This window comes from Pseudomonas quasicaspiana (assembly GCF_021147825.1).
GTDB classification, from domain to species: Bacteria; Pseudomonadota; Gammaproteobacteria; order Pseudomonadales; family Pseudomonadaceae; genus Aquipseudomonas; species Aquipseudomonas quasicaspiana.
Map to the genome: position 1 here is coordinate 87,434 of NZ_JAGTPI010000001.1, position 25,713 is coordinate 113,146.

General features: G+C 56.9%; 14 protein-coding genes. 9 read left to right on the forward strand and 5 right to left on the reverse strand.

Translation table 11 applies throughout. The features are described 5' to 3' along the window. Window positions 1–421: 421 nt before the first annotated feature. Both KDX30_RS00430 and KDX30_RS00435 read right to left on the reverse strand, forming a co-directional pair. Window positions 422–1,618 (reverse strand): GGDEF domain-containing protein, encoded by a 1,197-nt coding sequence (locus KDX30_RS00430; RefSeq protein ID WP_027899671.1) that lies wholly within the window; start codon window positions 1,616–1,618, stop codon window positions 422–424. Window positions 1,619–1,750: 132 nt separating this feature from the next. Next, a complete protein-coding gene (locus KDX30_RS00435) occupies window positions 1,751–3,775 on the reverse strand; it encodes a methyl-accepting chemotaxis protein (protein ID WP_231674640.1) in 2,025 nt (674 codons plus the stop codon). A gap of 542 nt (window positions 3,776–4,317) precedes the next feature. Here KDX30_RS00435 and KDX30_RS00440 point away from each other — a divergent pair. The 7 genes from KDX30_RS00440 to KDX30_RS00470 all read left to right on the forward strand — a co-directional run bounded on the left by KDX30_RS00440 (window position 4,318) and on the right by KDX30_RS00470 (window position 16,640). Continuing rightward, window positions 4,318–6,750 (forward strand): TonB-dependent receptor plug domain-containing protein, encoded by a 2,433-nt coding sequence (locus KDX30_RS00440; RefSeq protein ID WP_231674641.1) that lies wholly within the window; start codon window positions 4,318–4,320, stop codon window positions 6,748–6,750. A 284-nt stretch (window positions 6,751–7,034) separates the two neighbouring features. Continuing rightward, on the forward strand, window positions 7,035–8,276 hold the full coding sequence (mexE, locus tag KDX30_RS00445) for a multidrug efflux RND transporter periplasmic adaptor subunit MexE (RefSeq protein WP_027898638.1): 1,242 nt from the start codon (window positions 7,035–7,037) through the stop codon (window positions 8,274–8,276). Window positions 8,277–8,288: 12 nt separating this feature from the next. Continuing rightward, window positions 8,289–11,480: an efflux RND transporter permease subunit gene (locus KDX30_RS00450; protein ID WP_099269507.1), complete on the forward strand. Its 3,192-nt coding sequence runs from the start codon at window positions 8,289–8,291 to the stop codon at window positions 11,478–11,480. Continuing rightward, window positions 11,480–12,877, forward strand: a complete 1,398-nt coding sequence (locus tag KDX30_RS00455; protein ID WP_231674642.1) for an efflux transporter outer membrane subunit — start codon at window positions 11,480–11,482, stop codon at window positions 12,875–12,877. The genes KDX30_RS00450 and KDX30_RS00455 overlap by 1 nt, the downstream gene beginning before the upstream one ends. Before the next feature lie 954 nt (window positions 12,878–13,831). Beyond that, entirely contained in the window at window positions 13,832–14,644 is an 813-nt protein-coding gene (gene xthA / locus KDX30_RS00460) for an exodeoxyribonuclease III (RefSeq protein WP_231674643.1), read from the forward strand. Between the two features lie 197 nt (window positions 14,645–14,841). Beyond that, on the forward strand, window positions 14,842–16,179 hold the full coding sequence (locus KDX30_RS00465) for a substrate-binding domain-containing protein (protein ID WP_231674644.1): 1,338 nt from the start codon (window positions 14,842–14,844) through the stop codon (window positions 16,177–16,179). Between the two features lie 284 nt (window positions 16,180–16,463). Next, the gene (locus KDX30_RS00470; RefSeq protein ID WP_080238313.1) at window positions 16,464–16,640 is read left to right on the forward strand and encodes a DUF2970 domain-containing protein; all 177 of its coding nucleotides are present in this window, start codon (window positions 16,464–16,466) and stop codon (window positions 16,638–16,640) included. Here KDX30_RS00470 and KDX30_RS00475 read toward each other — a convergent pair. After that, a complete protein-coding gene (locus KDX30_RS00475; protein WP_122703659.1) occupies window positions 16,593–17,735 on the reverse strand; it encodes an ABC transporter substrate-binding protein in 1,143 nt (380 codons plus the stop codon). The two genes, KDX30_RS00470 and KDX30_RS00475, sit on opposite strands and share 48 nt — an antisense overlap. A 496-nt stretch (window positions 17,736–18,231) precedes the next feature. On the opposite strand from KDX30_RS00475, the gene KDX30_RS00480 reads away from it, so the two are divergent. Both KDX30_RS00480 and KDX30_RS00485 read left to right on the forward strand, forming a co-directional pair. Next, window positions 18,232–19,890, forward strand: coding sequence for a nitrite/sulfite reductase (locus tag KDX30_RS00480; protein WP_231674645.1), 1,659 nt, complete (start codon window positions 18,232–18,234; stop codon window positions 19,888–19,890). Beyond that, window positions 19,874–20,368: a DUF934 domain-containing protein gene (locus KDX30_RS00485; RefSeq protein ID WP_027902228.1), complete on the forward strand. Its 495-nt coding sequence runs from the start codon at window positions 19,874–19,876 to the stop codon at window positions 20,366–20,368. Before KDX30_RS00480 ends, KDX30_RS00485 begins: the two co-directional genes overlap by 17 nt. 532 nt (window positions 20,369–20,900) lie before the next feature. Here the strand turns inward: KDX30_RS00485 and KDX30_RS00490 are convergent. Continuing rightward, entirely contained in the window at window positions 20,901–24,518 is a 3,618-nt protein-coding gene (locus KDX30_RS00490) for an NEL-type E3 ubiquitin ligase domain-containing protein (protein WP_231674646.1), read from the reverse strand. 140 nt (window positions 24,519–24,658) lie between these two features. After that, window positions 24,659–25,681: a protease SohB gene (sohB, locus tag KDX30_RS00495; RefSeq protein WP_027899115.1), complete on the reverse strand. Its 1,023-nt coding sequence runs from the start codon at window positions 25,679–25,681 to the stop codon at window positions 24,659–24,661. Window positions 25,682–25,713 lie beyond the last annotated feature (32 nt).

The following is a 25,713-nucleotide window of genomic DNA, read 5'->3' on the forward strand; positions in this document are numbered from 1 at the left end:
AATGCTGCGTATGCACCGGCCTCTTCGCGAATGAATTCGCTCCCACCGGGATCAGTGCTTGCAGGCGAACATTAAGTCTTTCACAGATACCGTTTCAGGCGGATCGCAAATCCCTGTGGGAGCCGGGCTTGCCCGCGATAAATGAGACGCGGCTGGAAGACACACCGCGTTATCCTTTATCGTCCGCATGCGGCTCGGCCCAGGCGCCGCTCACAGATATAGGTAATCACCTGTAGGAGTGAGCTTGCTCGCGATGAACGATGACACGGTCTAGCTGACAAACCGAGTCGTCTGCATCGTGGGCAAGCCTCGCTCTCACAGGTTTACAGGCCAACATATAACCTCCCACAGGGATTGTGTCAGGAGCCAAAATGGAGTCGCCAGAGTTCGCTCAAAACGGCACTGCATCAAGTAATTCGAGCTAAGCACAGCGAAGGCAGTCACGCCCGGCATGCTTGGCGGAATAAAGCGCGGCGTCAGCGGCCCCGATCAAGGCTCCGGCGCTGACGTGAGGCGCGACGGCGGCCGCGACTCCCAGGCTGATGGAGACTCGAGCACCTTCGCCCAGTGCCGGGTGCGGTACATCGAGGGCAGCGACTGCCGCTCGCAGCCTCTCCGCTAACGCGCTGGCTTTGGCGAGATCGGCATTCAGCATCAACACCAGAATCTCTTCACCACCGAAACGAAACGTCAAAGCCCCCTCTTTTTTAGCAATCTGCTGGATAGCGCCGCTCAACAGTTTCAAACAGATATCGCCCTGCGGATGACCATAACTGTCGTTGTAGATTTTGAAGTGATCTATATCCAGGAGGATGACCGCGACTTTTTTGGGCGAGCGCGCCGCGTGATCCCAGACCGAGGTCAGCACTTCGTCCTGATACCGGCGATTGAACAGTTGAGTCAGGGCATCAGTGCGGGCCATTTCCATCAATTGCACCTGCAACAGACGTCCTTGCAAGGCGAACAGATAGCTCATCCGGCTACCACGCTCAAGAAAATACGATGCCATCAACAGCAGTGCCACTGTCGAAACAAACAACAACGCATTGGCTTGCCAGATCAGAAAATCAGCGATATCTGCCATGTAGGTCGTTACAAGCTGGATGACCAGCATCAGGCTCATCGCCAGCGCGGCGTAACGCAATGGCAGTTGCTGGATCATGGTGCAATAGACCATGAGCAGCAGCATTCCCAACTGGTAGTGAAGCCGATACGGACTGTCGCTATAGATCATCACGATCAGTGGCATCAGCGAGGCGACGACAGTGCCAGTCGCCGCAATGGCTTCCAGCGCCCAGCGCTTTTTCAGACGCTGGATCCACAACAGGAAGACGATAAACATCGGCGTGATCAGGCACAGCCTGCCGAGTGCTACGTAAGCAAATACATCGCGCAGTGTCAGCCAGTCGCTGATCAGGAACAGGTTGTAAACCAGTCCTCCTCCAATGCCGACGATGGTGATGAATTGACGCCGCTGTTCCAGTGTTTCGGCCTCGTAGCGTTGCTCAAGATCGTCACTGAAGCGCAATGCACGCACCCCTGACGCGATGGTCTGCTCGACCTCGATCAGAATTTGAGGATCCTTGGCACTTGGGCGATCCAGGAGGGTATTGAGCATGGGGCACCGGAACAGCAAAGAGAATTCGGTTGGATAGCGCAATGCAGCCTGCTGCTACCCTGATAACCGGAGCGATCTGTAAAGACGACCGCTCCGTTCACACGTCATGAGATGAGTGTTGTCAGCCACGTTCTACATCTTGAAACGTGACACCACCATTCGTAGCTCACCTGCCAACGTCGACAGCTCGTTGGCAGTGACGGCGTTATCTTCTATCTCTTCCCTGAGCGCTTCGCTCCCGTTGCGAATTTCGGTGACGTTACGGTTGATGTCTTCAGATACCGCATGCTGCTGTACAGCCGCACTGGCGATCTGGGTATTCATCCCGACAATCCGCTCGACACCCTCGTTGATTTCATCAAGGCTGGCCGCTGCCTGATCTGCAGAGGCAATACAATCCTGCGCCCGGTGCCTGCCGGCTTTCATTTGCTCCACCGCCGCGGTTGTTGCCAGTTGCAACTCCTGGATAATCCGGCGGATTTCTTCTGTCGAATTCTGCGTGCGTGAAGCCAGGGTCCGAACTTCATCAGCAACCACCGCGAAGCCACGGCCCTGCTCCCCTGCACGGGCAGCTTCGATGGCAGCATTCAGCGCCAACAGGTTGGTTTGATCGGCGATGTTGCGGATAACCTCGATCACGCCGCCGATTTCCTGGCTGTGCACGGCCAGCGCAGAGACCTTCTCGGCGCTGACTTCAACTTCACTGGCCAGTTCTTCAACGGTCAGTCGGGTGTCGCGCATGACTGCAAGACCTGTGCTTGACGCCTGGCTGGCTTGCTCGGCGGCACGTGCGGCGCCCTCGGTATTCTGCGCAACATCCGCAACACTCGCGGTCATTTCATTGATGGCCGTGGCAACCTGTTCGGTCTCACCCTGCTGGGAGGTCATTGAGTGTCTTGCTCGCTCGATTGACAATCCGAGGCGTTGAGCTGCGTCCGATACGGATTGTGAGCTTTGTTCAACCTGAGTCAGCGATGTGCTGAATGCCTGTGCCATATGGTTGAGGCCATTGCCAATGTCCGCCATCTCATCTTTGCCCTGCACTTTTGCGCGGGCCGTGAGATCGCCTTGCGCAATCAGTTGGGTAGCACTCAGCACGCTATCGATTGCCCGGCGCATGGAACTGTAGATCCCGCTGAATGCGTAGATCAGCAACAGCCCCATGAACGCCAAAGCGCCCAGAATCAGCATTCTTTCGCCTGACTTCTCTTCGATACGCTGATCCAGCAAAGCCGACAGAGAATCCTGCAGCATGTCCTGGGCCTTGTACAAATCGGCCACTACAGCGTTGCCTTTTGCTGGCAGGTCCTGCACGCCACTGATGGTGTCGCTGGTCGAAGCGATCAGCGAATCAAGGTCGTTACGGAAACTGTCCAGATTCACCAATGCGTTGGTCACAGGGAGTTGAATCCGGTCAGCCAGAGCGGGTTCCTTGCGACGCAACAGATTGAGGCTCTGTTGCAGTTCTATGCGGATCTGCGCTTCAAGCTTCAGCAGTGACTGCAGCGTAGAACGTGTGCCGTCAGTCAACGGTTGCCCGTTGCGCAGACCGCTGGACAAGCCCCGTAGTTGTCCCACTACGTTGATCTGGCGAGGTAGCCTGATTGTGCTCTGGTCGATCATGAACAGCGAAGCGTAATCCTCATCCAGGACCATGCCGGAAGTGGCAGAGACGAAATAGATGAAGTTCAGCGTCTGAACAAGCTGATCATTCCAGTCATCGAATGCCTTCCATGGGTTGGCACCCGGCCTGGCCTGATCGATGAGGCGCTGAGCCCCGGCGCGCAAACGTTGCACGCGGTCGCCGGTTTCCAGCGCCATATTGTATTGACGGTCAGTGGAATCAAGCTTTGAAAAAGCATCCAGCAGCTTCGCCTGGTTGGCCGAGAAATCAGCCTGGACCGTCGGATCGCCACTCAGCAAGCGGTTGGTAAGCGCACGTTGCATCATCGATAGGCGAAGTACCGGGGTGACGTCCATCAAATAGCGCTGGCCCACTTGTTCGGAATGCACCCCATCGATGCTCGCATTGATCTGGCTGACGATTCGGCCACCCAGCAGCGACAAGGGGATGAGGACTATTAATGCAAGCAAAGCGAATTTTGCGGGAAAACGTAAACGGCTGGACAGGTACACGGCAGGTGCAAGGATGTTCATGAAGATTCTCACAGCCCTGATGGGCAATATTTTCTTGATGGGGGTGAGAACGATCCGTTTCTCTAAACAATCAGGGACTTCTTTGGCCCCTTGAAGCGCACTTCGAACGATGATTTCACAAGCTAACTCAAATACTGGCTATGAGACATCATTCAGGTTACAGCTCCGACTCGCGGATTCTGTAAAAAGTTGCGCGGCTTGATTATGTTTCGGCTGAATTTCGATTTTTATTGATCTTTATCGACGAATGGCTATGTGCCACCTCGAATATCTACAATCAGGGTGCTGCTGCCCATGCGCGGGTGTATTAGGTAGAGCGCTGTTATACGCGCCGCAGCCTCATCAATTACTTTCATATCTTTTCTTTATAGAATGCCGATAACGAATAATATCAATATTCCAAAAAAGCATTTCCAACGCTTTTATTATGCAAATACTATCCAGTGCAGACGACATCGTTCCAGCTTTCACACCTTTCTATCAGGCCAACTCATCTGCACCCTCGCCACGGGCCAGTGCCAGTTCAATGGACACCGCCCGACATGACAACGACGCTCGCAGCAAGCGCTGCCAAAACGTTTCCGCTTTCAACACTCGCCGCCGCTCTGTTGCTCGGGGCATTCTCGCCAGTCGCCGAGGCCGCCGACGACGAATCCCGGCTCAGTACAGTGACAGTGATCTCCACCGGCGTACGCGGACAACAACGAACAGTGGCGGACAGCCCGGCGCCTATCGACATCATCAATAGTGAGCAGTTACTCAAGACCGGTCGCGCGGAGCTTTCGGAAGCCATCGCGAAACTGCTGCCCTCTTTCAACTTCGGCACCAACATTGCGGGCTATAACTCGGTCACACGGCCATTGAGCAACCGTAGCCTTGGCCCCGCCTACACACTGGTATTGGTCAACGGCAAGCGCCGCCACAATGGCGCAACAGGCCAGCGCGGTTCCATCGATAACAGCGGTGCCAACGCGGTGGATATCGACCTGATCCCGGTCAGTTCCGTGGACCACATCGAAGTGCTCAAGGACAGCGCCGCGGCACAGTACGGTTCCGATGCAGTCGCCGGGGTGATCAACATCATTCTTAAATCCGGTGATTCTGGCGGACACTATGAAACCACCTACGGCAAGCTGTTCTCCGGAGCCGGGGAAACCATCAAGATTGCTGGCGACCAGGGTTTCACCCTCGGTGAAGAAGGCTTTTTCCACTTTTCAGCCGACGCTCGCAAACGTGGCGAGGCGTCCTGGAACAACAAGGCTGACAGCAGCGTTCGCGCGTTCAGCGACCCGGTAAAAGAGGCGGCCTGGGATCGGGTCGCGATCAAAAACGGCGATCCGGATCTCAAGGCCTTCAACCTGGCCTACAACGCCGAACTGCCCCTGGAAGACCTGACGCTGTATTCCTTCACAACTTACGGTGAGCGTGACGCCGAGGCTGCCAATTACTTCCGCTTGCCCACCGGCACCGCAGCAGTACCGGAAGTATTCCCCGACGGTTACTACCCGCTGAACAACATCAAGGACACGGATTACCAGTTCCTGTTCGGTGGCAAGGGCGAAGTGGCTGACTGGAACTGGGACCTGAGCACCACTTACGGGCGCAACAACGTTCATCACTCCAGCGACCTGAATATCAACCCGTCACTGGGCACCGCGTCGCCCACCCGATTCGACAACCTGGCGACGTTTCGCTTTGAGCAATGGGTCAACAATCTGGACTTTACGCGTCGCTATGACAGCCTGTTCCAGCTGACCTCGCCGGTGCAGGTATCGGCAGGCCTGGAACATCGCTGGGAACGTTTCAGTACCTTTGCGGGGGATCCCGAGGCTTATATCACTGGCACCTATCCAGCTGCATCGGGCGCGCAAGCGGCAGTCACCATTCGCCCGGAGGATGAGGTCAACCTGATTCGCAATAACTATGCGGGTTACCTGGATCTGGGCTTTGATCTGACCGATCGCTGGTTTCTCGACGTTGCCGGGCGGGTTGAACATTACGACGATGATTCAGGCAACACCTTCGGCCTGAAGGTGAACTCCCGCTATGAACTGACAGACACGGTCGCCGTAAGAGGCACAGTCGGCACCGGTTTCCGGGCACCCTCCCTGACCCAGATCGGTTATACGGTTGCAGACAACCGGGTCGCCGTCGATGTGAACGGTAACGTGGTACCCGCCGTGACCCGGCTTACTCCGTCAGGCAGCAACCTGGCCAAAGCCTTGGGCGGCGATGATCTGAAGCCAGAAAAATCGCGCAACCTTGGCTTGGGTTTGACCTGGCAACCAGCACCACGCACTAGCGTCACGGCCGATGCCTACCTGATCGACATTGATGACCGCATTGCCCTGACCAGCAACATTTATGATCAGGGTAATGGCGTCATCAATGGCATTCTCGCCGCTCAAGGCGTTCCTTCGGGAACCTGGGTCAACTATTACACCAACGCGTTCGACACCCGCACACGCGGACTGGATATCGTTGCTGACCACACCACGGCATTGAATGGCTGGGGTGATGTGCGCTGGAGCCTGGGGTTCAACTGGAACAAGACCACTATCGAGGGCGTGACCGACACCCCCGCCGCGCTGGGCAGTTCGGGCGTAACCCTGGTCGGCCGGGACCGCGAAGGCGACCTGACCGAAGCCTCACCCAAAACCAAATGGATTCTGGGTGCCAACTGGAAAGTCGAAGACCTGGCGGTCAACCTGCAGACCAGCCGCTACGGGGCCGTCAAGACACTGGCCGTCAACCCAGGAGGCGACCGGAGTTTTGGGGCCAAATGGATTACCGATCTGGATATCAGCTACACCTTTATTGACCAACTGACGGTGAGCATTGGCGGCACCAACATCTTTGATGTGCGGCCGTCGAAAAACGCTGTGTACAGCAACCTTGGTCTGGCACCTTATGGCAACCCGCCGTTCTACCCGGGTGGCGGGTACTGGTACACCAAGCTGGCTTATGATTTTTAGTTGATTAGTGATACTGCGCTATTTATCTGCGAATGAGGATCTGTGGGAGCAGAGCTTGCTCGCGATAAGGCTGGAAGCGGTCCAAAGTGAATCGCGTCCAGCCTTATCGCGAGCAAGCTCTGCTCCCACAGGATTCTGCGCAACTCCGCAAACCATCGGATTATTACTGGCAGAGACATACTCAATATCATTCCGAATGATATTAACTTTTGTTTCATTCGATTCGTGCAATACAACCCTCAAGAACAGAATCCGCCCATCTTAATATTCCGGCGGACATTCCCATGGCTCAGAAATTCAATCAATTGCGCTTCCCTCTCGCCGCGTTGGCGTTGGTGGTGATCAGCGCTTGCGGCGGAGCACCTGAAGCGACGGTCGCGCCTGCTGCCGCTAAAGTCAGCGTGGCGAAAGTGCTGGAGCAACCCGTCAACGAATGGGATGAATTCACCGGACGCCTCGAAGCACCGGAAACTGTTGAAATCCGCCCGCGGGTTTCCGGCCAGATCGACTCAGTGGCTTTCACTGATGGCGCACTGGTCAAGAAAGGCGATGTGCTGTTCCAGATCGACCCTCGCCCTTTCCAGTCTGAAGTTCGCCGCCTCGAAGCTCAGCTGCAACAGGCTCGCGCTACTGCAAACCGCAGTGACAACGAGGCCCAGCGCGGCGAACGCCTGCGTACCAACAATGCCATTTCCGCCGAACTGGCCGACTCGCGTACCACCACCGCACAGGAAGCCCGCGCCGGGGTAGCCGCCATTCAGGCGCAACTGGATCTGGCAAAACTGAACCTGAGTTTTACCCGCGTGACATCGCCGATCAGTGGCCGTGTCAGCCGCGCCGAAATCACTGCCGGTAACATCGTCACCGCTGATGTCACCCCGCTGACCAGTGTGGTTTCCACCGACAAGGTCTACGCCTACTTCGACGCTGACGAGCGTGTCTTCCTTAAATACACCGAGCTGGCGCGCAAAGGCCAACGTGGCCAGGCCACCCCGGTGTACTTGGGTCTTTCCAATGAAGTGGGTAACCCGCATCAGGGCCAGATGAACTTTGTCGACAACCAGGTCAACCCGCGGACCGGCACCATTCGTGGTCGCGCTGTGTTCGACAACAGCGATGGCAGCTTCACTCCAGGCCTGTACGCACGGGTCAAGCTGGTGGGCAGCGGCGTTTACTCAGCGGTGCTGATCAATGACGAAGCGGTGGGCACCGACCTCGGCAAGAAATTCGTACTGGTCATGGGTCAGGACAACAAGCCGACGTATCGCACAGTCGAACTGGGTCCGAAAGTCGAAGGCCTGCGAATCGTACGCAGCGGCCTGAGCAAAGACGACACCATCGTGGTCAAGGGCCTGCAACGCGTCCGTCCCGGTCAACCGGTCACACCGGAAGAGACCCCGATGGCCAGCGCCGAGACGCTCGCTGCACTGCTCAAACAACGCCAGGCTCTGGAAGCCAGCAACCTGCCGCAAGTGAAGCCTAAAGCACCTGAAAAAGTTGCCGGCATCTCCGCGCCACGCGGTTAAGGGAAACCACTGATGAACTTCTCTCAATTCTTTATTTCGCGTCCGATCTTCGCGGCAGTACTGTCGCTGTTGATTCTGATCGCAGGCTCCATCTCGCTGTTCCAGTTGCCGATCAGTGAATACCCCGAAGTTGTGCCACCTACCGTCGTCGTTCGCGCCAACTTCCCGGGCGCCAACCCAAAGGTCATCGGCGAAACCGTAGCCGCTCCGCTGGAACAGGCCATCACCGGCGTCGAGAACATGCTGTACATGTCCTCGCAATCCACCGCTGACGGCAAGATCACCCTGACCATCACTTTCGCACTGGGCACTGACCTGGACAACGCGCAGGTACAGGTTCAGAACCGGGTCACCCGGACCGAACCGAAACTGCCTGAAGAAGTGACGCGCATCGGTATCACCGTGGACAAGGCGTCGCCCGATCTGACGATGGTGGTCCACCTGACCTCGCCGGATAAACGCTACGACATGCTGTACCTGTCCAACTACGCGATCCTTAACATCAAGGATGAGCTGGCGCGCCTTGGCGGTGTCGGTGACGTGCAGTTGTTTGGTATGGGCGACTATTCGCTGCGGGTCTGGCTGGATCCAAACAAGACCGCCTCGCGCAATCTGACCGCGACCGACGTTGTGAACGCTATTCGCGAGCAGAACCGTCAGGTCGCTGCGGGTCAGTTGGGCGCGCCGCCCTCGCCTAGTGCTACCAGCTTCCAGATGTCGGTCAACACCCAGGGCCGCCTGGTCAGCGAAGAAGAATTCGAAAACATCGTGATTCGCTCCGGAGCTGACGGCGAGATCACTCGTCTGCGCGATGTCGCCCGTGTCGAGCTGGGTTCCAACCAGTACGCCTTGCGCTCATTGCTTGATAACCAGCCTGCAGTGGCGATCCCGATCTTCCAGCGCCCTGGCTCCAACGCCATCGACATCTCCAACGAAGTTCGGGCGAAGATGACGGAGCTGAAACAGAACTTCCCGGAAGGCATGGATTTCAGCATCGTTTACGACCCGACAATCTTTGTTCGCGGCTCGATTGAAGCGGTTATTCATACGCTGTTCGAAGCGTTGATCCTGGTTGTGCTGGTGGTCATCCTGTTCTTGCAAACCTGGCGGGCCTCGATCATTCCATTGGCAGCTGTGCCAGTGTCATTGATCGGTACATTCGCCGTCATGCACATGTTCGGCTTCTCGCTCAACGCGCTATCGCTTTTCGGACTCGTGCTGGCCATCGGTATCGTGGTCGACGACGCCATCGTAGTAGTGGAAAACGTCGAACGGAACATCGGACTCGGACTGAACCCCGTTGAAGCCACCAAACGGGCCATGAAAGAAGTGACAGGACCCATCATCGCCACGGCGCTGGTGCTCTGTGCGGTATTCATCCCGGCTGCGTTCATCTCCGGATTGACGGGGCAGTTTTACAAACAGTTTGCCCTGACGATCGCGATTTCCACGGTGATTTCGGCCTTCAACTCGCTGACCCTTTCACCGGCGTTGTCCGCCGTGTTGCTCAAGGCTCACGACGCGCCCAAGGATCGCTTCTCACGTGGCCTCGACAAAATGTTCGGGAGTTGGCTGTTCCGCCCGTTCAACCGTGTGTTTGAACGCGCCAGTAATAGCTACGTGGGGATTGTCGGGCGTGTAATTCGCAGCAGCGGCATTGCACTGGTGCTGTACGGCGGCCTGATGGTGCTGACTTACTTCGGTTTCGCCACCACACCGACCGGTTTCGTACCGCCGCAGGACAAACAGTACCTGGTAGCTTTCGCCCAGTTGCCGGACGCTGCCAGCCTGGACCGTACCGAAGACGTCATCAAACGCATGTCCGACATCGCCCTCAAGCAGGACGGCGTGGAAAGTGCGGTAGCGTTCCCGGGCCTGTCCATCAACGGCTTCACCAACAGCCCGAACGCTGGCATCGTGTTCGTGACCCTAAAACCTTTTGAGGATCGCAAAGACGCCAGCCTTTCGGCAGGCGCCATCGCGGGTGCACTGAACGGCAAGTTCGGCGAAATTCAGGATGCCTACATGGCGATCTTCCCGCCGCCACCCGTACAAGGTCTGGGCACCATCGGCGGCTTCCGCCTGCAGATCGAAGACCGTGGCAACCTGGGTTACGACGAGCTCTATAAAGAGACGATGAACATCATCGCCAAGAGCCACAGCGTGCCGGAACTGGCCGGGCTGTTCACCAGTTACACCGTGAACGTACCGCAGGTCGATGCTGCCATCGACCGTGAAAAAGCCAAGACCCACGGCGTGGCGATCAGCGATATCTTCGACACGCTGCAGGTTTACCTGGGCTCGCTGTACGCCAACGATTTCAACCGTTTCGGCCGTACTTATCAGGTCAACGTTCAGGCTGAACAACAGTTCCGCCAGGACGCCGATCAGATTGGTCAGCTCAAGGTGCGCAACAATCTGGGCGAAATGATTCCGCTGGCAACCTTCATCAAGGTCAGCGACACCGCAGGGCCGGATCGAGTCATGCACTACAACGGCTTCATCACCGCCGAGATCAACGGCGCTGCGGCTCCGGGTTACAGCTCGGGTCAGGCTCAGACCGCCGTGGAAAAACTGCTCAAGGACGAACTGCCTAACGGCATGACCTACGAGTGGACCGAGATCACGTATCAGCAAATCCTGTCAGGCAATACCGCACTGCTGGTGTTCCCGCTGTGCGTACTGTTGGCCTTCCTGGTGCTGGCTGCTCAGTATGAAAGCTGGAGCCTGCCACTGGCGGTGATCCTGATCGTACCGATGACATTGCTGTCGGCCATCACCGGGGTGATTCTGTCGGGTAGCGATAACAACATCTTTACCCAGATCGGACTGATTGTTCTGGTGGGACTGGCCTGTAAGAACGCGATTCTTATCGTCGAGTTCGCCAAGGACAAGCAAACCGAAGGCATGTCGCCGCTGGAAGCCGTACTGGAAGCGTGCCGCCTGCGTCTGCGTCCGATTCTGATGACGTCCTTCGCGTTCATCATGGGGGTTGTGCCTCTGGTGTTCTCCAGCGGTGCCGGTGCAGAAATGCGTCACGCCATGGGTGTAGCGGTGTTCTCGGGGATGCTCGGGGTCACCTTCTTCGGCCTGCTGCTGACGCCGGTGTTCTACGTGCTGATTCGTAACTATGTCGAGCGCAAAGAGGCTCGCAAGGCGGCCAAGGTACAACGCCTGCAAAACCTGAACCCGGAGGCGCATTAATGAATTCGTTAAAGCTGTTCATGCCCAGCCTGCTGGTTCTGGCGCTGGCGGCGTGCGCTGTCGGCCCTGACTACAAGGCTCCCGACACCGCCGCTGCCAAGGTCGCTTCGGCGACCCAGGACAAGTTTGACCGCAGTCATCAGGAAACCATCTGGTGGCAGCAGTTTGAAGATCCAACCTTGAACCAGTTGGTCGCCAAATCGTTGAATGACAACCGCGAACTACGTGTCGCCTTCGCCCGCCTCAAAGCGGCTCGGGCAATCCGCGACGACGTCAGCAATGACGCCATGCCTGTTGTTACCAGCCGGGTCAGCAGTGACCTGGGCAAAGGCCAGCAGCCAGGCATCACTGAACGCCGGGTCAGCAGTGAACGTTACGATCTGGGCCTGGACATGGCCTGGGAGCTCGATTTGTTCGGCCGTATTCAGCGCGAGCTGGAAGCCAGCGAAGCCGACGAGGACGTCGCCGAAGCCAATCTGTACCAGCTTCAGGTCACACTGACGGCCGAAGTGGTCGACGCCTATGGCCAGTTGCGTGGTGCGCAATTGCGTGAGGCCATTGCTCGGGAAAACCTGAAAAACCAGCAGGAATCCCGCGGCGTTACGGCCCAACTCCGCGACGCCGGGGTAGGCAACGAGCTGGATGTCATGCGTGCCGATGCGCGTCTTGCCGCCGTCGAAGCCTCGGTTCCGCAATTACAAGCCGAACAGGTGCGTCAGCGTAACCGCATTGCAACGTTGCTGGGTGAGCGTCCGGAAAGCCTGAGTGTCGACCTGAGCCCGGCGAAACTGCCGGCGATTGCCAAGGCGCTGCCTATTGGTGATCCAACGCAGGTGTTGCGTCAGCGCCCGGACATTCGTGCGGCTGAACGTCAACTGGCCTCCTCCACTGCGCGTATTGGTGTGGCGACGGCTGATTTGTTCCCGCGCGTCAGCCTGAGTGGTTTTCTGGGCTTCACCGCTGGCCGGGGATCGCAAATCGGTTCGTCAGCCGCCAGAGCCTGGTCGCTGGGGCCAAGCATTTCCTGGGCTGCGTTTGATCTGGGGAGCGTGCGGGCACGGATTCGTGGCGCTGATGCTGATGCTGAAGGTGCGTTGGCGAACTATGAGCAGCAGGTGTTGTTGGCGCTGGAGGAGTCGGAGAACGCATTTAGCGACTATGACAAACGTCAACAACGCCTGGTCTCGTTGATTCGTCAAAGTGAAGCGAGCCGCGCTGCGGCTAATCTTGCCTCGATTCAGTATCGGGAAGGCACCGCAGACTTCCTGGTGCTGCTGGACGCAGAACGCGAGCGTCTGGCGGCCGAGGACTCGCAGGCTCAGGCCGAGATTGAGCTATATCACGGCATCGTCGCTATCTATAAAGCACTGGGCGGAGGCTGGCAGCCACAGGCTTGATGGATTGAATGCTTAAACCAAAAAGCCCCGCTCCTTTTGGACTGCGGGGCTTTTTGGTGTCTGGCGTTTGGTTATTCTTGGGTACATATCCGTTACTGCGTTATTGGCTTCTATTGGTTGCGCCCTTACGGCGCCTCACTTTTGATAGAGCGCAAAAGTAAGCAAAACGCTCTTGCCCCACCACTCGGTCCCTCGCCTAGGCTCGGGATGCCCGCCCGCAGATCCTGAACCGTGGACCGCCGCAACGGGCCATCCATGGCCCAATGCGGCTAACCCGGCATCCTTGCCGGGTTGCCCACGGTTCAGGATCTGCGGCGGCCAGCGTGGTTTCACGGGGCGCCTAAGATCAAAATCAAAAGCGCGGCGGCCTGATAGCCGACCTGATGTTGGACTTTACCGCTGTTTTGTAGGAGCTGCCGAAGGCTGCGAAGCGGTGTGCCAGACGAGGCTTGTGTTGGATGGGCTGCCGTCTTGCGAACAAGTTCGCTCCTACCGTTCCGGGGTGAAACACGGTCCGGGGCGTTACCGCTGTTTTCGCTCTGCTTTTGATCTGCTTTTGATTTTGATCTTAGGCGCCCCGTTAAACCACGCCGGCCGGAATTCGACATTGCTGCGTGGGGCAAACCGGCAGGGATGCCGGTTTAGCCGCCTCAGGCCATGGATGGCCGGTGGCGGCGGCCCCACGCAGCAATGTCGGATTACGGGTATGCCGAGCGACAGCGAGGGACCCAGTGGTGGGGCATACCGGCAAGAGCCTTTTGCTTACTTTTGGGCTCCTTTCAAAAGTGAGGCGCTGTAAAAGCGCAACCAATATCAGCCGTTACCGCTACAAAGGATATGCACCCAGGAAAGGACGTGTGAAGAACTCCACGCTGAGTTCCCAACTCCACACTGGAGATGAAACGCCATGTCAGCTAGCATCGCTTTTTTTGTATCTGCCAGGACTGCCTGCCCATGAAAATCGTTTCATTCAACATCAACGGGCTTCGCGCCCGCCCTCATCAGTTGGCAGCACTGATCGAAAAACACCAGCCCGACGTCATTGGCCTGCAGGAAACCAAAGTCTCGGACGAACAATTCCCCCAGGCCGATATCGAAGCGCTGGGCTATCACGTGCATTTCCATGGCCAGAAAGGCCACTACGGCGTCGCGCTGCTCTCCCGCAAAATGCCTCTGGCGATGCACAAAGGCTTCGAAACAGATGATGACGAATCGCAAAAACGTTTCATCTGGGGCACATTCGCTGACGACAACGGACAACCGATTACCATCATGAACGGCTACTTCCCACAAGGAGAAAGCCGCGACCATCCGACCAAATTCCCCGCCAAACAACGTTTCTACAGCGACCTTCAGACACTGCTGGAAACCCGCTTCAGCAACGACCAACCACTGATTGTCATGGGCGACGTGAACATCTCTCCGGAAGACAGCGACATCGGCATTGGCCCGGACAACGCCAAGCGCTGGCTGAAAACCGGTAAATGCAGCTTTCTTCCTGAAGAACGCGAATGGATGGCACGTTTGAAGAACTGGGGGCTGGTGGACAGCTTCCGCCACCTGCACCCGGAAGTCATCGACCAGTTCAGCTGGTTTGACTACCGTAGCCGCGGTTTCGAGGATCAACCCAAGCGCGGCCTGCGCATCGACCTGATCATGGCGTCCAATGGATTGCAGCCTCGCATCAAGGCAGGCGGAGTGGATTATGAACTGCGTGGCATGGAAAAGCCGTCGGACCATGCGCCGATCTGGCTGGAGTTGAGCTGATTCCCAACTGATGGCGTGAGACCGGTGTTAGCCGGAAGGCTGCATTCCTGCTGACACATGTACAGCATATATATCGGCCTCTTCACGGTTTAAACCGGTCACACGTCGTAACGCACCTGCACGAACCCAACTGTCATCTTCCCGTAACCAATCCGACTTAATCTCCCGGCACTTTCCTGATATTTAAGGTGCCGCACATGCTGCGCGCTGTGTCTTTGCTGGCCGCCCTCGCCTTGTTGGCGTTTGACGCGACAGCCAGTCTCCCCTCATCCACACGCGACGATCCTGTGCTACGCATTCATGGCTCCAACACCATCGACGCGCAGCTGGGCCCCGCACTGGTTGAAGGACTCATGCGCAAACAAGGCTTGCGTGCCGTGCGTACCGAACCCGGCCCCTCGGTTAACGAACTGCGGGTCGTAGGCACGAGCGCTGATGGCAAGCCGCTCAAGGTTGAGATTGCCGCTCATGGCTCCGGCACCGGATTCAGCGCACTGAAGGCCAGTACAGCTGACATCGCCGCGTCTTCACGCCCGATCAAGGAAAAAGAAATCCAGGATCTCGCGGAAATCGGCAACCTGAAAAGCCCAGGCGCCGAGCAAGTCATCGCCATTGATGGGGTCGCGGTGATCCTGCACCCCGGCAATCCCATACGGGAACTGACCACTGAGCAACTGGCCCGCGTGTTCGCCGGGGAAATCCGTAACTGGCAGGCGTTGGGTGGCAAGGATGGGGAAATCCATCTTTATGTTCGCGACGAACAATCAGGCACTTTCGAGACGTTCAAGGAACTGGTCCTGCTCAAGTACGGCAAGACACTCGCTGCCGGTGCGAAGCGCTTTGAGTCCAGCGAACAACTTTCCGACGAGGTCAGTGGGGATCGCAACGGTATCGGGTTTATAGGCCTGCCCTACGTTCGACACGCGAAGGCTGTAGCAGTGGCTGACGGCGAGTCGCGACCGATGTTGCCAACGGTGAGCCTGATTGCCACCGAGGATTATCCGTTGTCGCGACGTCTGTATCTTTATCTGCCGATCGAAGCGCGCCAGCCCTGGGCAACTGCGCTGGTGGATTTTGCCCAGAGCGCGGAAGGTCAGGCGATCGTCGCGCAAAACGGCTTTGTCGCGCAGACGGTACAGACCATCAAGGTTCAGGCCACGGCGCAAATGCCAAGTGAATACCAGACACTGACCCGGGAAGCCGAGCGTTTGTCGGTCAATTTCCGCTTTGCCCAAGGCAGCGCCAAACTGGATAACAAGGCTTTGCTGGACGTGCAGCGGGTCGCGGATTATCTGAAACAGCATGGCAAGCTCGACCGGCGCGTTACCCTGGTTGGCTTTGGCGACGCCAAAAGCGATCCCCAGCGCGCGCAACTGCTTTCCAGGTTGCGCGGCATGGCGGTTCGGCGGGAGTTGATGAAGAGCAATATTACCTTGCGGGAAGTGGTCGGTTTCGGTGACGAAATGCCCGTGGCCGCCAATGATCTGGATGACGGTCGTATCAAGAACCGGCGGGTGGAGGTCTGGGTGGATTAATGGGGTGTTGCCGATAATCTGATGTGAGTCTCCAGGCCTGCCCCACTCCGGTGGGCGAATTCACTCGCGAAAGCGCCTTCCCGACGAAGTGGAGCGGCGCCCCGATCAATCCCACCTGGCAATCCAGGCTTGAGATCATGATCAACCTTTGGAAGCCCCATTAAGACTCCCGCTCGGCTATCCTCCCAAATACCAGAAAAGCAAGAAAAGGAGGCATTGTGAACCCATCATCAGAAGATGAGCCTTCAAAGCCTCAAGACAGCAAGCCACCCACATTCTGGCAAATGCTGCACAGCGTTCTGGCCGCCGCATTCGGTGTGCATGGCGGGAAAAATCGGGAGCAGGACTTTACTCACGGAAAACCGATACATTTTGCAGTCATAGGGCTGTTGTTCACCCTGTTCTTTGCAGCGCTATTGTTCGGTGCCGTGCATCTGGTCCTTTACTTCGCCCTGAGCTGAAGACACTGGCGCATGATGGGGCTGACTCGACAAGAATGAATAACCTGTTCCAGCAGGTTTGCCCTCCAGACTCAAGGCACGGAAATCAACGCCGTAATCATCGCGTTTGCTGTCGATACGGATCTGTTTCAAATCACTGATACGCACTTCTTTCATGACAAGGGCCAGGCGAGCACCGATACTTTTCCGAGTCGCCAGATCACCAGCATCGTAATCATGCAGGATAACCATCGCCAACCCACCCAGCATGAAGTGCCCGCCGGCCAAAGCGCTGATACGCCCATCCTGTAAAGCGTCCAGGGATTGCGGCGACCAGTTGATTGAACTGAACAGCACACTCTTGCCCGGTTCCCGGCCGGTAGCTCGGGCTGCATCCATAGCGCCGAATGCCATCTGATCATTCGCAGACCAGACCAGGCTGATATGCGGGTAGCGCTTGAACAGCATCAGCGCTTGCTCATAAGCCCGATCGCGTCGCCATCCGCCCAAAACGATCTGCCTCAGACGGATTTCAGGATGCTCGGCCAGCGCACGGTGCAAGCCCTGCTCGCGCTTCAAGGAAACCGGTGTGGTGTTGGTACCCGCGAAGGCGAGCATTTCCATCGTTTCGCCTGCGGCTAACGGCGCATGCAGGCCAATAAGGCGTTTAGCCGTCAGGTAACCACCCTCCTCGTCATCCCCGACCAGGCTGCCGATAAAGTTTGGATAGCGTTGCGGCAGGTCGCCAAGAATGCGCAACTGGTCAGCGGTCAACGTGTTGTTTACGGCAAAAAGCTTCACATCGCTGCCTTGGGACAAGCGAAGAATTTCAGGGGCGATATTGAGCTCGTTCGAGAACATCAAATAATCCGGACGACTCTCTCCCTGCAGGGCATCCCGCGCCAATTCAACCAGTTTTCGCGTATCACGATTGCTGTAGCGCACGGTGAGGCTCATGTCGAGCCGGGTTGCCGCAGCCTGCATGAAGCGCGCGTAAGTCGACCAATAGCCGTCCGATGACGGACCGGGGCTTAGAAATACCACTGAAGCAGCGCTGGCTGAGTTCAGCCAGCAACCTAAAGCAATAGCGAGCACGCCGCAGAAAAATCGGGTCATACCAACAAGCCTTGAGAAGTAGTCAAAGATCAATTGAAGATCTTTGATTAGCTATCGGCCGCTGACCCGATTGTCTGCACCGTGAAATTTAGCTGATGGCGATTATTAGTGACTGACCCAGAATAAGGCCGCGCCCATAACGAGGATAATAATGAAGAAGATAGCCCAGGCGTCGACATGGCTATCTTTTCTGGACATTTTCGGGTGATTGCTCATACACATTGCCTCTTGTCTGTTTTATTAGTGGCAGCACGGATCAAACAATGAGTCTTTGGTCATTTCAGGTCAGACTCGACCCTAGTAAAGCCGAGGGATGCCCTTACCACAAGCAGGGTTAAAGGCGTCAGACCGAATGCTTATCACTTTTAGCTATTTGCATATATGTAAACGCCACTTTTGCGTATATCCGCAAACTGGTATCTTCCCCCGGCTCCGTAAGGAGTGCGCGGCCGTGCGCGCAGATTTGCTGTGGTAATTGCCTGAGAACAGGACCTATATGTACGTATACGACGAGTACGACCAGCGGATCATCGAGGACCGTGTAAAACAGTTCCGTGATCAGACCCGACGCTACCTCGCGGGAGAACTCAGCGAAGAAGAGTTTCGCCCGCTGCGCCTGCAAAATGGCCTCTATATCCAGCGTTTTGCGCCAATGCTGCGCGTGGCAGTGCCTTACGGCCAGCTGACCTCACGCCAGGCACGGATGATGGCAAAAATCGCTCGCGATTATGACAAGGGCTACGCGCACATCAGCACACGGCAGAACGTTCAGTTCAACTGGCCCGCGCTGGAAGACATCCCCGATATCCTGGCTGAGCTGGCAACGGTGCAGATGCACGCCATTCAGACCAGCGGCAACTGCCTGCGCAACGTCACCACTGATCAGTTCGCCGGCGTAGCGGCTGACGAGTTGGTTGACCCGCGCCCTTGGTGTGAAATTGTCCGTCAATGGACAACGTTCCACCCGGAATTTGCCTATCTACCACGCAAGTTCAAGATCGCGATCAACGGCTCCACCAGTGACCGCGCCGCCATCGAAGTTCACGATATTGGCCTGGAGCCGATTCGTAACGAAGCAGGCGAGCTTGGCTTCCGTGTTCTGGTTGGCGGTGGTCTTGGCCGTACGCCCGTCGTTGGCGCCTTTATCAACGAATTCCTGCCGTGGCAGGACCTGTTGAGCTATCTCGACGCGATCCTGCGGGTTTACAACCGCTACGGCCGTCGTGACAACAAGTACAAGGCGCGGATCAAGATTCTGGTCAAAGCACTGACACCGGAAGTCTTCGCCGAGAAAGTCGAGGCGGAAATGGCCCACCTGCGTGGCGGCCAGACCACATTGACCGAAGCTGAAGTGCATCGCGTCTCCAAACACTTCGTCGATCCTGAATACAAAGCGCTGGAAGATTTCAGCGCAGAGCTTGCAAAACTGGATCAGGACCACCCGGGCTTTGCCCGCTGGCGCACGCGTAACACCCTGGCCCACAAGAAGCCGGGTTATGTCGCCGTCACCCTGTCCCTCAAGCCTACCGGTGTTGCACCGGGCGACCTGACCGACAAGCAACTCGATGGCGTCGCTGATCTGGCCGATCGTTACAGCTTTGGCCAACTGCGTACCTCTCACGAGCAGAATATTATTCTTGCCGACGTCGAGGAGTCTCAACTGTTCACGTTGTGGCAGGAACTGCGTGAGCAAGGCTTCGCCACCCCTAACGTGGGTTTGCTGACCGACATCATCTGCTGCCCTGGCGGCGATTTCTGCTCGCTGGCCAACGCCAAGTCGATCCCGATTGCCGAATCCATCCAGCGCCGTTTCGACGACCTGGATTACCTGTTCGACATCGGCGAGCTGGACCTGAACATTTCCGGTTGCATGAACGCATGCGGTCACCACCATGTCGGCCATATCGGCATTCTGGGCGTGGACAAGAAAGGCGAAGAGTTCTATCAGGTCTCCCTGGGTGGCAGCGCGAGTCGTGACGCCAGTCTGGGCAAGATCCTCGGCCCTTCCTTCGCCCAGGACGCTATGCCGGACGTGATCGAGAAGCTGATCGACGTTTACGTTGAAAAACGTAACGAAGACGAGCGCTTTATCGACACTTACCAGCGTATCGGCATCGACCCTTTCAAGGAGCGCGTCTATGCAGCGAATAATTAAGAATAACGAAGTCATCGATGAAACCTGGCACTTGCTGCCCAAGGAAACGTCCTTTGATGAGTTGTCCAATTGTGACGACCTGATCGTCCCGCTTTCGCTGTGGCGCGAGCACGGTCACGCCCTGGCTGCCCGTGACGGCGGCCTGGGTGTCTGGCTGGACAGCGATGAAGAAGCTGAAGAAATCGGTGCTGATGTCGACAAGTTTCAGGTCATCGCCCTGAACTTCCCTGCCTTCACCGACGGACGCAGCTACTCCAACGCCCGCCTGCTGCGTGATCGTTATGGCTACAAGGGTGAATTGCGCGCTATCGGTGACGTACTGCGTGATCAACTGTTTTACCTGCATCGCTGCGGCTTTGATGCGTTCGCGATTCGCGCTGACAAAGATCCCTACGAAGCACTCGAAGGCTTGAAGGACTTTTCGGTGACCTATCAGGCTGCAACCGACGAGCCGCTGCCGTTGTTCCGCAGACGTTAAGTTTTTCGTTGCACGATCAAGCCCAGGTCTGGATTTCCAGCCTGGGCTTTTTCTTTTTCGGTCGGAGCGACCGGGATAGCACACCACCTTGTTCATGAGGCGGCATTCAGGCTCGACATCTCGCGAACTGGTTCTTCTGCCGATCACCAGAACTGTGGGAGATTCTATATTGGCCTGCAAACACAAATCCGTGGGAGCGAATTCATTCGCGAAGGGGCCGGTACATTCGATGTATCTGCACCGTCAGGAACGTCGCCTTCCCGAATGAACTCGGTCCCACAGGCTCTTCATGAGCCGAGTCGTGCGCAATCCCGTGGGAGCGAATTCATTCGCGATGGGGCCGGTACATCCGATGTATCTGTGCCGTCAGGAATGCCGTCTTCGCGAATGAATTCGCTCCCACCGGGATCAACGCTTGCAGGCGAACATAGAATCTCCCACAGGGATCACCCAATCAGCCGACGCGATTTACCTCTTACACAGCGTTATCGTTTTTCACGGGCGAACTTCGCTGTAACAGGCCCCCGATCAATCAAACCCCATTGGCTGCAAGGCCTCCTCCCACCCACTCCGCCTGGGTCAATTGTGTCATCAGCTCCTCTTCATCTCGCTGCCGCTGTTTCATAATCGCGTCCGCCTGATCTTTGTAAGCCGCGTCCGACATGGGGCGTTCGCTTTGCAGATCATCAAGGGCCTCCATACGCAATGCAGTAGCGCGCTGACAGGCTACAAACTCATCGGCGTACTGGCGTTTCAAGTAGTCAATCCAGAAATCACGTCTTATGGCAAAGGCAGTCAGTTCCTCGGGCGTTTCACGGCTCAATACGTATTGTTCAGCCCTGCTCAGCGCATCATCGGTAACGTCCGCGGAGGTGGAAAACTGCATGGTGCGGGAGCTGATCGGCAACTCCAGGCGACTGGCAAGGCCGACACGATAAGCCAACTGCACTTCAACATCCTCGGTGAAGCCGACGCGTGCGGCGGCATCCAGGCGCGCAAGACCATCGACTTCTTCAAGACGAAACAGCCCCCGTAACAGCTTCAGCAATTGCGGACCTTCTCTCCCGCCAGTTGCCAATGAGCGGGCGCGACTGACAAGGACCTCCAGTTCCATGTTGCTGAAAATCACGGCCGCACCGTCGACGCAGGTTTCAGGGAACGCCGCCATCGCGATCAGTCTGGAGCGCAAAAGCTCATCTTCGGCCCCCGCCTCCAGAAGATCCCAGACCCTTTGCGTGACGGCTGCACGACTCAAGCTGAAATCTGCAGAGCCCTGCAAGCGCGAGATAATTTCAAAGAAGTCAGCGGCATGCATCTCGCTCCAGAACAGACTCCATACAGCTCGCCGATGCACACGCTCCATCGCAGGCGTCTGAGCCAGCCAGAACTCTACGTTGTCGGCCACTTCAGTAAAAATCATCGGGCCGCCAACCGAGCCGATACGGATTCGGGTGCCAATGGAAAGAGGATTGCCGTCCAGCAGCGTGTGATCCGCTGCGCCGGGCATTTCGAAGAAGGACTCAGGCAGCGTCGTCACCTGATTGCCGCGCAGGTCCAGTGCCACCAGACCGGGAATATCGAACACGCCGGCGGGAGCGTCCACAAGGCCGGTCCCGCGCAGAAAAAGATTGAGCAGTTGCGGCATGCCCCGGACATCAAGCAGCGGCCCAATGGGATTTCGGTCAAGGTTGAGCAACCGCAGGTTAGGCAGACGTCTGAGCGTTTGCACCATGTCGGCAGTAAGCACGATGCGGTTGTTGGCAAGGGTCAGACGAGTCAGGTGTCGCAGATTGCGAATACCTGCGGGTATCACGGACAGGAAGTTGTTTTCGACATTCAGCCAACTCAGTCCGGGGCATTTAGCTACAAGGGCGCTTACCGACTGTTGCGACATATAAGTGCGCGAAAGATTAATAGCCGTGACATGGCTAAAGTCGCCGGGCAGATAAGGCAGATCGCCAATCACCAGACCAGACAGGTCGATCATATAGCCATTGAGGTGCCGGGCAGCAACGCCTGTGACCGGTGTTTGGCGCTGCCAGCAGCGCTTGATGATGTCAGCCGCATTGCGCCGGGACATGCTGGATACCGGAATCGAATGGGTTTCAGTCACCGGTCGCCAGCCCACCGGGCCGTTGACCCAGCGCTCAAGGCTGCGGTCCAGCGCCTGAAAGTCCATCGACAGTCGCGCCAGCTGTATCTCGATTGAAGTGCCGCTGGCGCGCAGGCCGGAAATAAACTCAGCGGTCTGCTGCGAGGTGAAGCCGGGATAAAGCGCCTTGACCTGTTGGTGCAATGAAGTTTGGGGCGCGCCCGTACTGACGAGAGATACGGCGTTGTCTTCCATTCCACCCTTGAGGCCACCGAGATCAATGTCCCACTGATCGGTGTCCAGCTGCTTGATGAAAGGGCCAACCCTGCCCGTTCCATCCGGAGCAGTAATACGCCACTGACGCGCAGACTGCGCCCAGCAAACTTCGTAAGCCTTGTCATGAATCGCCACGAAGTAATGCCCATCTGCATAGTGGATATCCAGCATGCCATTGGGCCCATGCACAGTCGGCTCGCCCAGCAATGACGCGGGCGGTGCCTCGAATGATTTCAAGGACTGACGCAGGCCGGAATCCAGTGATCGCAGATTGGGAGGCGCCATTTCGAAGCGCAGACGCGGCCCGCTCCCAGGCACTACGCGTTGCCCGGCCAATGATTCTGTCTCATCGACAACAGTCAGCGGCTCAATGGTTGATGTTGCATCAGACAAACCGACAGCGACTTTGACAAAGCCTTCCGCGGCCAATGGCAGCGCGTTGAAGACGCCAAATTCGATGCGCTGCGCTGCTCGTTTGCGCTCTTCAAAGGTTTTACCTTGATTTGCCTGAACCGCTCCCACGCCGATCAACGTGGTGGAAAGACCGATAATGAACGGCACAGCCTCAGGCACCATCAGCGCGATCAGCCCTGTAAACACCAGACTGCGCGTCAGGCCTTCGGCCAATCCCTCGAGGTGTGCGTCGCTGCGGGTATGGATAACCGACCTGGCGTCAGCCCTCAAGCGCGCTTGCAAACTGTCACGCACGGCGTCAAAGGGATCACCGACAATCTGTTTGCCCGCGTGCACATATTGGTGCGGCGGCCAGCTGCCGGTGGCTCTGTTAAGCCAGTGCGGATAGGCAGCTACACCCTCCAGGGCCGTATACAAGCCACTCAGGAACAACCCGTCGCTGTCGTCTCGCTCTTGAAAATGCGCCGCCAGGGCCAGACGTTTGGCGGGCTCGCGGCATTGGGTCGCCAGCCAATACGAGAGTTTGCTTTCATTTTCAAAACCCTGCAGGGGCGATGAATTTCCAGGGATATACAGCAGCGTGCGGTTACTGCGTTTGTTCTTGATCAGCAGGATGTCGGTAGCGGTGTAGTGATGGACTTTCAACGGTGAAACGACAATATGACTTGCGACTCGAAACGACTCGGCAAGCCTTACCGGTGTGAGCGTTTCCCAACGCTGCGCTGCCGTAAGGCCCGCGGATTCAAGTGCCAGTTGCCAGTCAACCTCGCTTAATGTTTTTTCACGCACCTGCAGGAAAGCGGCTTTGATAAAGGCTGCTTTAGCCAGGACCGGAAATGACTGCGCATGTGTCGAGAGCAACTGCTCGATGTAATCACTGTAGAGAGTGCGCAGGTCCGTGTCTTTGACGAACTGCTTGAACTGGTCAGGGCTGATACTGATGTGAGTTGAAGCGTCATAGCGCTGTGGCATGGTTCGCTTGTAAAGCCCTTCATAAGTACGCACCGTGAAATTCGGCAACAGATTCTCGACCCGTTTCAAGGCAATGCCGCCGGGCCTCCAGACCTGGACGACATCCAGAAACCTGAACAGACTTGAACGACGCTGTACATGACTCAGCAGCGCCTCAGTCAGCGTCAGCGACGTCTGCACAACTGCCGGATAAGGAGCGTTAGCGGGTGGCGAGTTGAAACGAAGTGTTGTCAGGCAAATGGCGTCCGGATCAATGTCCATCGCCCAGTATTGAGTGGCGTGTGCTTTGATCAAATCTCGGGCAAAGCTCGCCGGGCCTTTAATAACAGCCCCATGAGCGCTGACGAAAGTATCCAGAAGCGGGTTGTTGGCGAGGTAGTCGACGGGTGTCGGCATTTTAGGCAATTTCCTTATTGCAAAGAGACTGCCAGTCTTGTCGATATAGCGGCGCGGAGTGGCCTGTATAAATACCGCGCGTTGATTTATTCGAGACAATAAAAAGCGCCGCCTGCAATTGCAGGCGGCGCTCGAAGGTTTTACCAGAAACGTTGTTGAGTCAGACGACTCCACCAGCCCAGGAGGAGTCGGTCCACTGAACCGGCCGCAGCCATGCCCATGCGCTCTTGCAGGCTTTTACGCTGCACATAATGCAAGTGGAACACTTCGGCGGTCTTGGCGCGCTCACCGATGTACTCGTCGCTGGTCTTGAGCTCATCGACCAACTGCTTATCGAGTGCTGCAACGCCCAGCCATACCTCGCCGGTGGCCACTTCATCAATGGCCAGTTGCGGACGGTAATTGGCAACGAAGTTTTTGAACAGGTCGTGGGTGATGTCCAGATCCTGTTGAAATTTCTCACGGCCTTTTTCGGTGTTTTCGCCAAACACAGTCAAGGTGCGCTTGTACTCACCAGCGGTCAGCACTTCGAAGTCGATGTCATGTTTTTTGAGTAGACGATTGACGTTAGGCAACTGCGCGACAACGCCAATCGAACCCAGAATGGCGAAAGGCGCGCTGATGATCTTGTCTCCGATGCACGCCATCATGTAGCCACCGCTAGCCGCCACTTTGTCGATACAAATGGTCAGCGGGATGCCGGCCTGACGAATGCGGGCCAGTTGCGAAGAGGCCAGGCCATAGCTGTGAACCATGCCACCGCCGCTTTCCAGACGCAGAACCACCTCGTCCTTGTCGGTGGCCAGGGTCAACAGCGCTGTAATCTCGTGACGCAGGCTCTCAGTGGCAGAAGCTTTGATATCGCCATCGAAGTCCAGCACGTAGACGCGGGACTTGGGCTCGGCCTGCTTCTTGTCCTTCTTGAGACTTTTGGCCTGCTCTTTACGCAGCGCCTTGAGACGATCCTTGTCCAGCAGGGATTGCTCAAGGCGCTCACGCAGGGCTTTGTAAAAATCGTTGAGTTTGGTGACTTGCAACTGCCCGGCTGACCGACGGCGACCTTTGCCGCGCATAGAAGCAATAGCCACCAGCACAATGACGATAGCGACAACCAGGGTGACCGTTTTGGCCAGGAAGCTGGCGTAATCGGCTAAAAACTCCACAGAGACTCCTCACTTGGATTGCGCCCTTACCA

What these genes read in the sequence shown, in the direction of transcription:
- KDX30_RS00430 (WP_027899671.1), bottom strand. Translation starts at nt 1,618, where the DNA reads ATGCTCAATACCCTCCTGGATCGCCCAAGTGCCAAGGATCCTCAAATT.
- KDX30_RS00435 (WP_231674640.1), bottom strand. Translation starts at nt 3,775, where the DNA reads ATGAACATCCTTGCACCTGCCGTGTACCTGTCCAGCCGTTTACGTTTT.
- KDX30_RS00440 (WP_231674641.1), top strand. Translation starts at nt 4,318, where the DNA reads ATGACAACGACGCTCGCAGCAAGCGCTGCCAAAACGTTTCCGCTTTCA.
- mexE (WP_027898638.1), top strand. Translation starts at nt 7,035, where the DNA reads ATGGCTCAGAAATTCAATCAATTGCGCTTCCCTCTCGCCGCGTTGGCG.
- KDX30_RS00450 (WP_099269507.1), top strand. Translation starts at nt 8,289, where the DNA reads ATGAACTTCTCTCAATTCTTTATTTCGCGTCCGATCTTCGCGGCAGTA.
- KDX30_RS00455 (WP_231674642.1), top strand. Translation starts at nt 11,480, where the DNA reads ATGAATTCGTTAAAGCTGTTCATGCCCAGCCTGCTGGTTCTGGCGCTG.
- xthA (WP_231674643.1), top strand. Translation starts at nt 13,832, where the DNA reads ATGAAAATCGTTTCATTCAACATCAACGGGCTTCGCGCCCGCCCTCAT.
- KDX30_RS00465 (WP_231674644.1), top strand. Translation starts at nt 14,842, where the DNA reads ATGCTGCGCGCTGTGTCTTTGCTGGCCGCCCTCGCCTTGTTGGCGTTT.
- KDX30_RS00470 (WP_080238313.1), top strand. Translation starts at nt 16,464, where the DNA reads ATGCTGCACAGCGTTCTGGCCGCCGCATTCGGTGTGCATGGCGGGAAA.
- KDX30_RS00475 (WP_122703659.1), bottom strand. Translation starts at nt 17,735, where the DNA reads ATGACCCGATTTTTCTGCGGCGTGCTCGCTATTGCTTTAGGTTGCTGG.
- KDX30_RS00480 (WP_231674645.1), top strand. Translation starts at nt 18,232, where the DNA reads ATGTACGTATACGACGAGTACGACCAGCGGATCATCGAGGACCGTGTA.
- KDX30_RS00485 (WP_027902228.1), top strand. Translation starts at nt 19,874, where the DNA reads ATGCAGCGAATAATTAAGAATAACGAAGTCATCGATGAAACCTGGCAC.
- KDX30_RS00490 (WP_231674646.1), bottom strand. Translation starts at nt 24,518, where the DNA reads ATGCCGACACCCGTCGACTACCTCGCCAACAACCCGCTTCTGGATACT.